We start from the raw sequence: 12,970 nt of genomic DNA, 5'->3' as shown, positions 1-12,970 counted from the left end.
GGAGCCGAAAGAGTAGCCGGGCACCGTGTCAGGAATCCGAGACTCCGGACGGGTCCGTGTCTCGAAACTCAGACGGAGGCCTGCCCTGAGGCGAGGCCGAACTTGGCGAGCTTCTTGTAGAAGGTCGCGCGCGAGATCCGCAGCATCCTGGCGGCCTCGGAGATATGGCCGTTGCTGGCGGCGAGCGCCTGTTCGAGCGTGTGCTTCTCGAACTCCGCCTCGGCTTCGGCATAGGGCACGACGAGGCCGGCCGGTCGCTCGGATGGCGCGGGCCTGACCTCGGTGCCGACCGGAAGTATGCGCGCGACGTCCTCGCCGGTCAGCCGGCCGGAATCGCTGAGGATCAACGCGCGCTCCAGGATGTTGCGGAGTTCGCGGACGTTGCCGGGCCAATCGTAGCGTGCGAGCGCGGCGAGCGCGCTCGGCGTGATCTTCGCCTTGACGTAGTCGCCGGAGGCGCTGATGTCCTCGAGCAGCCGGGCGCAGATGTCAGGGAGATCGTCGAGGCATTGGCGCAGCGGCGGCAGGTCGATCGAGAGCACGTTCAGCCGATAATAAAGGTCTGGCCGGAACGCGCCGTCGCTGACGCGCTTGCGCAGGTCCACATTGGTCGCCGCGACCACGCGCACGTCGACCCTGGAGATCTTGTCCGAGCCGAGCGGCTCGATCTCGCGCTCCTGCAGCACGCGCAGCAGCTTGGCCTGCAATTGTAGCGGCATCTCGCCGATCTCGTCGAGGAACAGCGTGCCGCCGTCGGCGATGCGGAACTTGCCTTCGCGTCCTCTGCGATCGGCGCCGGTGTAGGCGCCCGGTGCGGTGCCGAAGAATTCCGATTCGATCAGCGTCTCCGGAATCGCGGCGACATTGACGCTGACGAACGGCTTGTCTGCGCGCGAGGAGGCATTGTGGATCGCCTGGGCCAGCATCTCCTTGCCGGTCCCGGTCTCGCCGGTGAGGAGCACGGTGACGCTCTGCCGCGCGGCGCGGCCTGCCAGCGCCTTGGCCTGTGCGATGCCAGCCGTGGTGCCGACGAAGTCGGCGAAGGTGAAGCGCGCCGCGCGCGCGTTCGACAATTGCCGGCGCGCCAGGCGCAGATCGCTCTCGAGCTGGGCGACGCGGGCGAGCAGCGGCTTCAGGCTTTCGAGGTGGTCATAGAGCACGAAGCCGATCGCGCCGATCACCGTCCCGCTCTCGTCCTCGATCGGCATCCGCGTGACGACCAACTGCTCGCCGCCGAGTTCCATGATGTCGAGCAGGATCGGCTCCCCGGTCTCGGCCACCTTCCGCATCAGGCTGTTGGGGATGACCTCCTCGATCGGCCGGCCGATGGCCTCGCTGGTGCGATCGAGGCCGAGCGCTGCGAGATATTTTTCGTTGACGTAGACGACCCGCCCGCCGCGGTCGATCGCGATGGCGCCCTCGCAAAGCTTTTCCAGCCGTTCGAACAGCGTCTCCATCGCGCGCGCACGGAGATAGGCAGGATTGCTGATCGAGGACGAAGCGGACATGACAAATCCCACGGGAAGTCCGCCTGTGTATTAGCAAAAGGCCAGCAATTTCAAAGGAGGAAATGGTGGGGTTGAGGTGCGGGCCACACCCGCCACTGTCATGCCCCGGCTTGACCGGGGCATCCAGTACGCCGCGGCCTATCGATTCAACAACGACTGTCTCTGGAATACTGGGTCGCCCGGTCAAGCCGGGCGACGACACCGAGATGGAGCGGCGCTTGCGCCCCTACCGCCGATACCCGCTCGCCCGCGAATAGCCCTGGCGGTTCTGCTGGGTCGGGCGGCTCGCGACGTTGGCCCGCGCCTCGCTGGAGAGCGGAGTTGCGAGCTTCAGCTCCTCCAGGAAGATCGGCCGCGAGAAGTAATAGCCCTGCGCGTAGCGGATCTTGGTCGCGGCCTGGAGATAGGCGAGCTCCTCGTAGGATTCGAGGCCTTCGGCGATCACGGTCATACCGAGCGCTTCGCTCAAGGATTCGATCGCGCGCAGGATGCCCTGGCTGCGCGGACGCTTGTGAATGTCGGTGATGAAGGAGCGGTCGATCTTGATCTCGTCCGCGGTGATGTCGGCCAGCGCCGAGAGCGAGGAATAGCCGGTGCCGAAATCGTCGATCGAGATGCCGACGCCGAGCTTGCGGAACATCGGCAGGATCTCGGCCTGGAAATGATTCTTGGCGACGAAGGCGTCTTCCGTCACCTCGATCATGAAGCGCTGTGGAAAGCCGGTCTCTTCCAGCGCCCGCGCAAAGCTGCGCATGAATTCGGGGTTGCCGGCCTGCTTGGCGGCGACGTTGATGCTGATGGTCGCGTCGGCGCCGAACGTCGCGTTGATCGCGTCGATCGACTTGACGATCTCGGCGAGCACGAGATGGGTCAGCTCGTCGATCAGGCCGAGCTCGCCGGCGAGATTGATGAACGAGCCGGGCGCCTGGATCACGCCCTCGTCGTCGCGCAGGCGGACCAGGGCCTCGATGCCCTTCACGGCCTCGGTGCGGATGTCGACCTTGGACTGGAAAGCGCAGCAGAAGCGCTTCTCGAGGATGGCCAGTCGCAGCGATTGCTCGATCTTCATCCGTGCCAATGCCTCGCGCTCCATGCTGGAGTCGAAGAAGGCCGCCGATCCCTTGCCGTCGTTCTTGACGCGGTACATCGCGATGTCGGCGTTCTGGCGCAGCGCCTCGAAGCTGCTTCCGTGATCGGGATAGAGGCTGATGCCGACGGAGGTGGAGGCGAACACCTCCGAATTGTCGATGAAGAACGGCGCCGTCAGCCGCTCCAGCGTCGATTGCATGAATTCGGCCACCTCCTCCACGCTCTGGATCGGCGACAGCAGCAGCAGGAATTCGTCGCCCGAGATGCGCGAGAGCATGTCGGAATCGCGCAGGTCCCGTCCGAGCCGCTTCGACAATTCGACCAGCAGCGCGTCGCCGACGGCGTGGCCGTAATAGTCGTTGATATGCTTGAAATTGTCGACGTCGAGGAAGGCCAGCGCGAAACGCCCGCCGCCGCCATTCTCCGCAAGCAGGCTGTTGGCGCGATGCTCGATCACGCGCCGCGAGGGCAGCCCCGTCAGCTCGTCGAAATAGGCCGAGCGGAACAGCTGGTCCTCGAAATTCTTCTGCTCGGTGATGTCGGAGGACGCCGAGATCAGGAGCTCGCGTCCGGCGAGGCGAACGGGGCGATGGGTCGTGAGCAGTACCTGGCGTGCGGCGCCGCCGTGCAGCGCTTCCTCCATGACGACGGCCTGACCGGCGCCTAGGGCGCGGCGACAGGCCTCGCGGCGCGGTGCCAGATCAGGTGAAGGACGGCTGCCGTCGATGCCGAGCTGCGCGGCCGCGGCGTCGTTGACCAGCAGCAGCTCGCCATCCGCATCCTGCACGGTCAGGCCGGCCGGCAGCATTCTAACGATTTCCTTGAGAAAACCGAGCTCGGCTTCAGTCGCGCCGGAATATTCGTTGTCGTTCATAGATGTCATGAATCTTGTTGTTTCAGCGCGCTTTGCAATGGCCGCGATCTTGCGCGGTTCCCTCTTAAGTTTGGTTAAGGGGTCCGGAGAAATACGGGTCTGTTTTGGCGGAAACTTGCGGCGTTGCGGGGTGCGCTGACGATCGTCATTAACAGAGCGTCAATGGCGCCTGCGAAAAGCCGGCGAAGGGCGCGGATGCAGTTTCGCTTGGCGCGCGCTGCTATTCGCTTCGCGGAATTCGGCACTGCATGATGCAATGCAGCCCGGTCTTCAGGTAGGAGATCTCGGTCCTGCCGTCGAACGCCGACAGGGCCGATTTCAGCAGCTTGGTGCCGAAACCGGGCTCCGAGACCTTGTCCACGCTCGGCCCCTCGGTCTCGTCCCAGGTGATGGTCAGGCGGTCGTCGCTGACGGTCCACGACACCTGCAACAGGCCGCGCGGTGCGGAGAACGCACCATACTTGCCGGCATTGGTGGCGAGCTCGTGAAACATCAAGGACAGCGTGACCGCGAGCCTCGGCGGCAGGAACAGTCGCTCGCCATTGAGGGTGAAGCGGACATGGCCGTAAGGCCCGAGCTCCGAGATCAGGAGATCGCGGATGTCGCAGCCGGACTTGTCGACCCGCGAGATCAGATCGTCGGTCGCAGCCAGCGAGCGCAGCCGCGGATCGACCCGGGCCCAGACCTGCGGCTGGTCATGCAGCACCTGGTGCAGCACCGCGTGAACCGTCGACAGCTTGTTCTTCAACCGGTGCTGGAGCTCGTCGACCAGCAGCTTGCGATACTCTTCTTCCTCGATCAGGCGCTTGGAGATCCGGCGCTGCTCCGCCAGCATGGTGCGATAATGCTCGACGCCCCAGATGGTGAGCGCGCAGACTGCCCAATAGAGCGCGAGCAGGGCAAACCGTGCACGATCGGCAAAGGCATCGCCGAAATTCACGACCACGCCCAGTACGCCGCCGACCAGCGCGGTCACGATCCCGATCCGGAAACCTCCGAGTGCGGCGGCAAAGAATACGGCCGGGAAGTACGGCGTGAAGTAGATGTCGGGGCGCACATGGGCGAGTCCCCAGCGCACCAGGGTCGCGGCCAACAGGCAGAGGACGGCAAAGGAGATGCTGAGACCGAGCGAGGGCGGCGCCGTCCCCTGCCAGCCTTTGCGGAACTCGTCGATCAGCTTCCCCATGCGCGGCCCAGTTGCGATAGGCATTCGAAAGGCGCGCGGCCCACCAGGATGTTACGCATGCCGCGCGCGCAAGCATAGCTTGCCTCGGCGGAAGCGGGCAGGAATAGTGGCGGCTCCGGCCATGGCAGCGGCCGGGCTTCGCCATTTGGCGTCAAATCGTTTGAAAACAGGAACATTCCATGGGCAGGCTGGACGGCAAGGTTGCGGTGATCACGGGAGCGACGAGCGGGATCGGATTGCGCACTGCGGAAGTCTTCGTTGCCGAAGGTGCCAAAATTGTGATCGCGGGCCGGCGTGTACTGGAAGGCGAGGCGCTGGCAAAGCAGCTTGGGGCCAACTGCATCTTCCGCCAGACCGACGTCACGGTCGAAGCGCAGATGCAGGCGTTGCTCGCGCTCGCGGTGGACAAATTCGGTCGGATCGACTGCCTGTTCAACAATGCCGGCGGGCCGGCGCAGACCGGCGGAATCGAGGGCCTCGAGGCCGAGCGGTTCGACGCGGCCATGGCGACGCTGGTGCGCAGCGTCATGCTCGGCATGAAGCACGCCGCGCCCTACATGAAGAAGCAGGGGGCAGGCAGCATCATCAACAACGGCAGCATCGCCGGCCGCCTCGCCGGCTTCTCGTCCTCGATGGTCTATAGCGCGGCCAAGGCGGCGGTGATCCATCTCACCAAATGCGTGGCGATGGAGCTCGGCGAGTCCAATGTGCGCGTCAACTCGATCTCGCCCGGCGCGATCGCGACCGGCATCTTCGGCAAGGCGCTGGGGCTCTCGACCGATGCCGCAGAGAAGACCCCGGCGGTGATGCGCGAGGTCTACAAGACCGCGCAGCCGATCCCGCGCGCCGGCCTCCCTGACGACATCGCCCATGCGGCGGTGTTCCTGGCCAGCGACGAATCCAGCTTCATCAACGGCCACGATCTCGTCGTCGACGGCGCCATGACCGGCGGCCGCAACTGGAGCCAGCAGCAGCAGGGCTATGTGGCCTTGCGCAAGGCGTTCGATCAGGGGGCGTAGGAGCGGCAGATGACGGTGCCGTAGGGTGGGCAAAGGCGCGCGCCGTGCCCACCTATCCCTTCCAACGCGACGAGACGTGGGCACGGCGCTTCGCGCCTTTGCCCACCCTACGAGACCTCGTGCCCCGGACGCAGCGCAGCGCTTCTTCAGCGATGCGCTGCAGAGCCGGGGCCCATTTTTCCATTCTGGAATGTGCCGTTCGATCCTGGGTCCCGGCTCGCGCTTCGCGCGTCCGGGACACGAAAAAGCTAGATCGCCTTCACCCGCACCCGCAAGCCGTCGCGCGGCTTGGGGATCGGCCACATCTGCCAGTCCGGCTTGTAGCCCTCTTCCAGCGACACCTCGATGTTCTGCAAAAAGTGCCGCGCGAAGCATTTCGCCTGCATGTAGGCGAAGTGCAGGCCGAGGCACATATGCGCGCCACCGCCGAACGGGACCCATGCGAAGCGATGGCGGCCGCGCTGGGCCTGCTCGGTGAAGCGCATGGGATCGAAGCGGTCCGGCTCCGGCCATATCTCCTTCATGTGGTGGGTATAGAGCGGGTTGACGCCGACCGCAGTGCCGGCGGGGATCGTAAAACCCTTGAAGGTGAAATCGCGCATCGCGCGGCGCGGCATCGAGGGCACCGGCGGCTTGATCCGCAATGCTTCCTTGAACGCCATCTCTGACAGCGGCATCTTCTCGAGGTCGTCGAAACTGCTGGGCGCGCCCGGCGCCAGCCCGAGCGCGAGAACTTCCGCGCGCAGCCTGTCCTGCCAGTCCGGGTTGGCGGCGAGCTCGCCGACGAAGGAGGTCAGCGACGAGGTCAGCGTGTCGTGCGCCGCCATCATCAGGAAGCTCATATGGTCGATGATGTCCTGCTCCGTCAGCAGCGCGCCGTCCTCGTGGGTGGCGCGGCAGAGCTGCGAGAACAGATCGTCGCCGCCGTGATTGCCGCGTCGCAGCGGAATCTGCTCGCGGAAATAGGCGACGATGCGCTTGCGCCCTCTGACGCCGGCCGCCATCTGCGTGCCGGGCAGGGGGCGGCGGATCGGGGCGACGGCAGCGGCGACCATGTCGACGAAGGCGCGGTTGATCTCGTCGACCTCAGGCCCAATGTCGGCGCCGAGGAACGAGGCTGCGGCGAGATCGAGCGTGAGCTGCTTCATCGCCGGGTAGAGCTGCATCTCGCCGGGCTTGGCCTTCCACTGCGCGACCCGCGCGGCGATGCCGCGGTCGAGATCGGCGAGGTAGGATTTCATCGGGCCGGACTTGAAGGCGACCGACAGCGTCTTGCGGTGCAGCCGATGCTCGTCGAAATCGAGCAGCATCAATCCGCGCGGAAACAGCAGGCCGAGCACCTTGTTCCAGCCGTGGGTCGAGGAGAACAGCTTCTGCTGGTCGAACATCACGAGCTCGTTGGCCTCAGGCCCGAGCAGCACGACATTGGTCTCGCCGAAAACATGGGTGCGGTAGACCGGACCGTATTTGACGCCATTCGCCTCGACATGGCCTTTTGGATCGGCCAGCACCTGGAGGGTCTTGCCGATGATCGGCCAGCCTTCATCGCCGGGAATGTGCGTCAAGGCGTTGCGCTTGGGCGCGGTGTAGTCGGGCGCTGCTGCGGCCACATTCTGCATCGACATGACGATTGCTCCGGTTAAGCCAAGCTCCGCGAACATAGCACGATCCGGCCGCGATGGGCTGCGGTCGTCTAGCGCACGAGATCGTCACACTACCGCTTCGCCGCCTCCTTCTGCAGGTCCGGGGCGTTGACGGCGGGGATGGCGACACGGCCCGGGCCGGTCACCTTGAGCGCCTCGGCGGCCTTCTCGTTCTCCATGATCTTGGCCATCACCGCCTGGCCCGCGCGCTCGAAGATGGCGCGGTTCTCGATCACGAATTTCTGCGACCTGCGCAGGCCGTCGATATAGCCGTTGATCTCCGGCACGACGTAGCGCGCCACCATGTCCCAGCTCCGGCGCGTCGCTTCCGGATTGGCCCAGTCATGCACGAAACCGATGATGGCACCGACGCCGCCGGACACCTGCATCACGTTCTTGATGGTCTTGACGAGATCGTCGGGCGTGCCGATGGTGGAGGCCGCGCCCTCGACGAAGGCGGTCTTGTCTACGGCCTCGTCGGGCGAGGAGAACGCAGTGAGGCCCGGCCGCTGCAGCGTGCCGACATTATATTCGTTGTGCCAGCGCATCAGGCCGGCGCCGGCCTCCTTGCGCGCCTGCTCGCGGGTCTCGGCGATGTGGAAGGTCAGCAGCACGCGCCAGTCGGCACGGTTCACCTCGGTGCCGTGCTTCTTGGCGGCATCCTCGGCGAACTGCCATTGCTGCTGCAGCGACATCAGCCCCTGCGTCGTCATCGAGCCCAGCGAGATGATGCCGATGCCGTACTTGCCGGCCAGCGTCATGCCCGACGGCGAGATCTGCGAAGCCACGACGAACGGCATCTCCTCCTGCAAAGGAAGGATCTGCAGCGCGGCGTCGTTCATGGTGAACCAGTCGCTCTTGGCGGTGACGCGCTCGCCGTTGAAGAGCCGGCGGATGATGCCGATGGCCTCGTCCTGGCGGTCGCGCTGCGTCATCGGGTCGATGCCGAGCGTGTGGGCGTCGGAGGCGAGCGCGCCGGGGCCGGAGCCGAAGATGGCGCGGCCGCCGGTCATGTGGTCGAGCTGCACCATGCGCTGGGCGACGTTGTAGGGATGATGATAGGGCAGCGACACCACGCCGGTGCCGAGCTTGATCCGCTTGGTGCGCTCGCCGGCCGCGGCCAGGAACATCTCGGGCGAGGCGATCATCTCCCAGCCGGATGAATGGTGCTCGCCGCACCAGAACTCGTCATAGCCGAGCGCATCGAGCTGCTCGACGAGGTCGAGGTCGCGCCGGAACTGGAGCATCGGATGCTCCCCGATCGGGTGATGCGGGGCAAGAAAGGCTCCGAACTTGAGGCGCGCCATGGCGTTTCTCCGGCTTTGATTTTCTGTTTGTTGAGCCGGCAAGGCTACGTGCCGGAGGGAGCAAACGCAATCGCGCCATGTCCCGTGCTGCGGAATGCAGGCATGCGGTTGAGCGAAGCGAGATGCTTCGTCTTCCTCTCATCGCGTGCGGAGAGAGATGACGAGCGCACGAACCGTACCTGGATTGGCGAATCGTCGCGGCCGCCCGGTTCATGTTCGGCGTCGCTGCCTTGATCGTGAACGGCGCCATTCCCACCATCGCGGTCGACGCGGCGCTGCTGCTTCGCTCGGACTGTTTGTGACATTAATCATGATTTGCGCCGCATTTCTGGCGTGGCTGCGCCGCGCATCGGCATGAAGTTGCGCCAATGCGGTTAATGCGTGCCGATTTCCGCAGCATTTCCCGTGATTCCCGGTGAATTGACAGCGCACGGTCTTTTTATTTTGCAATGCAGCAACTATCTGGTTTGGCTGGACGTTAAACGTCGCCCACCAGGAAGTTGCCGTGTCGCTCGCCAAGAATATCGATCTATTGAGACGTCTGCCGAGGCTGGACGGTCTGCGCTTTGCCGAGTTCGGTCGCGGCGCGGATACATCAAGTCCGTTGCAGGAGGTCACCGGCTTCGGCGACAATCCCGGCGCCTTGCGCATGTTCGCCTTCGTGCCGGCGCGATTGCAGAAGCCGCGCGCGCTGGTCGTCGTGCTGCATGGCTGCGGGCAGACCGCGGCGGCTTACGATCTTGGCGCCGGCTGGTCGACGCTGGCCCAGCATTATGGCTTCGCGCTTCTGATGCCCGAGCAGCAGCGCATCAACAACGGCAATACCTGCTTCAACTGGTTCAACCCGGAAGACACGGCGCGAGGCAGCGGCGAGGCGCATTCGATCCGCGAGATGATCGCGCACATGGTCGGGGCACATCGCATCGATCCCGCGCGCGTCTTCATCACCGGCCTGTCCGCCGGCGGCGGCATGACGTCGGTGATGCTCGCGACCTATCCGGAGGTCTTCGCGGCCGGCGCGGTCATCGCGGGACTGCCCTATGGCATCGCCTCGAACCTGCGCGAGGCGCTCGAGGGCATGTTTCATTCCCCGGTGCGTCCGGCGCGCGAGCTCGGCGATCTCGTGCGCAACGCTTCCGATCATCGCGGTCCCTGGCCGAAAATCTCGGTGTGGCACGGCAGTGCCGACCGCACCGTCAATCCCGGCAATGCCAACGAGATCGTCAAGCAATGGCTCGATCTGCACGATCTGCCGGACGCGCCGATGGCGGAGACCATCGTCGACGGTCATCCGCGGCAGGCCTGGTGGGGCAAGGACGGCGAGACGCTGGTCGAGTGTTACGCCATCACCGACATGGCGCACGGCACGCCGCTGGGGCTCGCCGACAATGACCAGCGCTATGGCGCCGAAGGCGCGTTCCTGATCGAGGCCGGCATTTCCTCGTCCTACCACATCGCCAAGTTCTTCGGCCTCACCGCCTGGATCGCGGACGCCGCCAAGGCGGACGCCAAGCCTGCGGACACCAAGCCCGCGCTCTCGCCCGCGCCGCATCTCGCCCGCACGATCCGCGCCGCGATCGCCGAGCAGCCGGCCGAACCGAAGCGCGAGCGCGCCCGCGGCTTCGATCTCAGCCAGATCATCACGCGCGCACTGACCGCCGCGGGGTTGATGAAGTAGCCCCGCGGGTCGTCCCGGGGCGCGACGTAGTCGCGAGCCCGGGACCCATAGCCACAGGACGAAATGAGACGCGCAAGCGTCGCTCCGAGTCCCCGCAACCACGTTGTCCTGTGGTTATGGATTCCGGGCTCGCGCTGTCGCGCGCCCCGGAATGACGGGGAGTTTGCCGCGACGTTCACATCTCCCTGGTGATGAACGGATTGGTCATCCGCTCCTGGCCGATGCTGGAGCCGGCGCCGTGGCCGCAGATGAAGCCGACGTCGTCGCCGAGCGGCAGCAGCTTTGTCATGATCGAATTGATCAGGGTCGCGTGACTGCCGCCGGGCAAATCGGTGCGCCCGACCGAGCCCGCGAACAGCACGTCGCCGACATGGGCGAACCGTAATTCCTTGTTGAAGAACACCACGCTGCCCGGCGAGTGGCCGGGGCAGTGGAAGATGTCGAAGTTGAGATCGCCGATCGACACGGTGTCGCCCTCGTCGAGCCAGCGGTCCGGCGCGAAGTTGCGCACGCCGGTCATGCCGAAGCGCGCGCCGCTTTCGACCACGTTGTCGAGCAGGAATTTGTCCGCCTCATGCGGACCCTCGATCGGCACCTTCAGCGCGTCGCGCAAATCGGCTGCGCCGCCGACATGATCGATATGGCCGTGGGTCAGCCAGATCTTCTCCACGGTGACGCCGGTCTGCTTGATCGCGTCCAGGATCTTCGGCACGTCCCCGCCGGGATCGATCACCACGGCCTTCTTGGACGGCTCACTCCAGATGATGGTGCAGTTCTGCTCGAACAGCGTCACGGGGACGATGATCGCGCCGGCCTTGGCTGTCGTGTCATTTTGCTCGGTCATGGCGCCACAATGCCGATTTTTGCCAGGCCGCCAAGCAAAAGATTCGTGCCGGACCGCGGAACAATAGTCACATCGCCGTCCCAATTGGCCTGCCAATTTGAACCGGGGCGGCGTTGTCGCGTTCTCCCGCGCGAGAGGCAGATTTTGGGTGGTCTTCCGGCATGGCTCACGACAACGAGAATTGGTGGCGCGACGGCATCTTCTATCAGATCTACCCGCGCTCGTTCCAAGATTCGAACGGTGACGGGGTCGGCGATCTCGCCGGCATCTTGCGGCGGCTGCCTTATGTCAAATCGCTCGGTGTCGACGCGATCTGGCTGTCGCCGATCTTTCCGTCGCCGATGGCCGATTTCGGCTACGACATCTCGGACTATACCGGCATCGAGCCGCTGTTCGGCACGATGGCCGATTTCGATGCGCTGATCGCGGCGGTTCACGACAACGGCCTGAAGCTGATCCTCGATCTCGTGCCGAACCATACCTCGGACCAGCATCCCTGGTTCGCCCTGAGCCGCGCCTCGCGCGACAATCCCAAGCGCGATTGGTACATCTGGCGCGATCCCGCGCATGACGGCGGCGTGCCGAACAATTGGCTGTCCGAGTTCGGCGGCAGCGCGTGGCAATTCGACGAGGCCACGGGCCAATATTACTACCACGCCTTCCTCGCCCAGCAGCCGGACCTGAACTGGCGCAATCCGGACGTCCGCAACGCGATCTACGACGTGATGCGGTTCTGGCTGGAGAAGGGCGTCGACGGCTTCCGCGTCGACGTGATCTGGCATCTCGTCAAGGACGCCGAGTTTCGCGACAATCCTCCGAACCCGCATTACGTCGAGGGCCGGCCGCCCAACGAGAAGATCCTGACGCAATATTCGACCGACCAGCCGGAGGTGCACGATGTCATCGCCGAAATGCGCCGCGTCACGGATGCCTACGGCGCGCGCGTCTTGATCGGCGAAATCTATCTGCCGCTCCACCGCCTGATGGCCTATTACGGCAACGACCTCACCGGCGCGCAGATGCCGTTCAACTTCGCGCTGCTCTCGACCTTCTGGAGCGCGCGATCGATCGAGAAGATCATCGAGGACTATGAGAAGGCGCTGCCGCGCGGCGCCTGGCCGAACTGGGTGCTGGGCAATCACGATCGACCTCGCGTTGCAAGCCGCGTCGGCACGGAGCAGGCGCGTGTCGCCGCAATGTTGCTGCTGACGCTGCGCGGCACGCCGACGCTCTATTACGGCGACGAGATCGGCATGCACCAGGTGGCCATCGCGCCGGAGGATGTCCGCGATCCCTTCGAGAAGAACGTGCCCGGCATCGGCGTCGGCCGCGACGGCTGCCGTACGCCGATGCAATGGGACGCCTCCGAATTCGCCGGCTTCTCCGCCGTGCGGCCGTGGCTGCCGCTGCCCGAGCACCATGTGCGTGACAATGTCGCCAATCTCGAAGCCGATGCGCATTCGATCCTCAACCTCTACAAGCGCCTGATCGGCCTGCGGCAGAGTTGCCCGCCGCTGGTCGCGGGCGATTATGAGCCGATCGCCGCGCAAGGCGATCTGCTGATCTACCGCCGGCAGACCGAGGGCAAGGCGGTGATCGTGGCGCTCAATCTCGGTGCGGAACCGGTCACCGTGACGACCAGCGCAGTCCGCTTCGGCAGCAGGATCCTGCTGTCGACCTTCCTGGATCGCGAGGGCGAGCAGATCGAAGGCGTGCTGGATTTGCGCGGCAATGAGGGCGTGATCGTCGCTCCACCCTAGCTGTCGTCCCGGGTCTCCGCATTCGCGGGGATGACACCGAATGTGCGGCAACAGCGCGCCCC

General features: G+C 65.1%; 9 protein-coding genes. 3 read left to right on the top strand and 6 right to left on the bottom strand.

Annotation, left to right across the window (positions count from 1 at the left end):
• Nucleotides 1-68: 68 nt before the first annotated feature.
• The 3 genes from DCM80_RS12310 to DCM80_RS12300 form a co-directional block, all read right to left on the bottom strand.
• A complete protein-coding gene (locus DCM80_RS12310) occupies nt 69-1,508 on the bottom strand; it encodes a sigma-54-dependent Fis family transcriptional regulator (RefSeq protein ID WP_257197206.1) in 1,440 nt (479 codons plus the stop codon).
• 226 nt (nt 1,509-1,734) lie between these two features.
• On the bottom strand, nt 1,735-3,471 hold the full coding sequence (locus DCM80_RS12305; protein ID WP_257197934.1) for a bifunctional diguanylate cyclase/phosphodiesterase: 1,737 nt from the start codon (nt 3,469-3,471) through the stop codon (nt 1,735-1,737).
• A 220-nt stretch (nt 3,472-3,691) separates the two neighbouring features.
• Nucleotides 3,692-4,657, bottom strand: a complete 966-nt coding sequence (locus DCM80_RS12300) for a sensor histidine kinase (RefSeq protein WP_257197205.1) — start codon at nt 4,655-4,657, stop codon at nt 3,692-3,694.
• A 179-nt stretch (nt 4,658-4,836) separates the two neighbouring features.
• Between DCM80_RS12300 and DCM80_RS12295 the strand changes: the two genes are divergently transcribed.
• A complete protein-coding gene (locus DCM80_RS12295; protein ID WP_257197204.1) occupies nt 4,837-5,676 on the top strand; it encodes an SDR family NAD(P)-dependent oxidoreductase in 840 nt (279 codons plus the stop codon).
• Nucleotides 5,677-5,924: 248 nt separating this feature from the next.
• On the opposite strand, the gene DCM80_RS12290 is transcribed toward DCM80_RS12295, so the two are convergent.
• Together DCM80_RS12290 and DCM80_RS12285 are read right to left on the bottom strand one after the other, a co-directional pair.
• Nucleotides 5,925-7,301 carry a cytochrome P450 gene (locus DCM80_RS12290; protein WP_257197203.1) on the bottom strand — a complete coding sequence of 459 codons (1,377 nt, stop codon included), beginning with the start codon at nt 7,299-7,301 and terminating at the stop codon, nt 5,925-5,927.
• 89 nt (nt 7,302-7,390) lie between these two features.
• Nucleotides 7,391-8,626, bottom strand: coding sequence for an LLM class flavin-dependent oxidoreductase (locus DCM80_RS12285; RefSeq protein ID WP_257197202.1), 1,236 nt, complete (start codon nt 8,624-8,626; stop codon nt 7,391-7,393).
• 505 nt (nt 8,627-9,131) lie between these two features.
• On the opposite strand from DCM80_RS12285, the gene DCM80_RS12280 reads away from it, so the two are divergent.
• Nucleotides 9,132-10,304, top strand: coding sequence for a PHB depolymerase family esterase (locus DCM80_RS12280; protein WP_257197201.1), 1,173 nt, complete (start codon nt 9,132-9,134; stop codon nt 10,302-10,304).
• A gap of 175 nt (nt 10,305-10,479) precedes the next feature.
• On the opposite strand, the gene DCM80_RS12275 is transcribed toward DCM80_RS12280, so the two are convergent.
• A complete protein-coding gene (locus DCM80_RS12275) occupies nt 10,480-11,148 on the bottom strand; it encodes an MBL fold metallo-hydrolase (RefSeq protein WP_257197200.1) in 669 nt (222 codons plus the stop codon).
• 161 nt (nt 11,149-11,309) lie between these two features.
• On the opposite strand from DCM80_RS12275, the gene DCM80_RS12270 reads away from it, so the two are divergent.
• Nucleotides 11,310-12,908: an alpha-amylase family glycosyl hydrolase gene (locus tag DCM80_RS12270; RefSeq protein ID WP_257197199.1), complete on the top strand. Its 1,599-nt coding sequence runs from the start codon at nt 11,310-11,312 to the stop codon at nt 12,906-12,908.
• Nucleotides 12,909-12,970 lie beyond the last annotated feature (62 nt).

It is taken from the genome of Bradyrhizobium sp. WBOS08 (genome assembly GCF_024585125.1).
GTDB lineage: Bacteria > Pseudomonadota > Alphaproteobacteria > Rhizobiales > Xanthobacteraceae > Bradyrhizobium > Bradyrhizobium japonicum_B.
This window is presented reverse-complemented; position numbering and strand designations above follow the sequence as displayed.

Coding starts and splice junctions, on each gene's coding strand:
- DCM80_RS12310 (WP_257197206.1), bottom strand. CDS start 1,508: ATGTCCGCTTCGTCCTCGATCAGCAATCCTGCCTATCTCCGTGCGCGC.
- DCM80_RS12305 (WP_257197934.1), bottom strand. CDS start 3,471: ATGAACGACAACGAATATTCCGGCGCGACTGAAGCCGAGCTCGGTTTT.
- DCM80_RS12300 (WP_257197205.1), bottom strand. CDS start 4,657: ATGGGGAAGCTGATCGACGAGTTCCGCAAAGGCTGGCAGGGGACGGCG.
- DCM80_RS12295 (WP_257197204.1), top strand. CDS start 4,837: ATGGGCAGGCTGGACGGCAAGGTTGCGGTGATCACGGGAGCGACGAGC.
- DCM80_RS12290 (WP_257197203.1), bottom strand. CDS start 7,301: ATGTCGATGCAGAATGTGGCCGCAGCAGCGCCCGACTACACCGCGCCC.
- DCM80_RS12285 (WP_257197202.1), bottom strand. CDS start 8,626: ATGGCGCGCCTCAAGTTCGGAGCCTTTCTTGCCCCGCATCACCCGATC.
- DCM80_RS12275 (WP_257197200.1), bottom strand. CDS start 11,148: ATGACCGAGCAAAATGACACGACAGCCAAGGCCGGCGCGATCATCGTC.
- DCM80_RS12270 (WP_257197199.1), top strand. CDS start 11,310: ATGGCTCACGACAACGAGAATTGGTGGCGCGACGGCATCTTCTATCAG.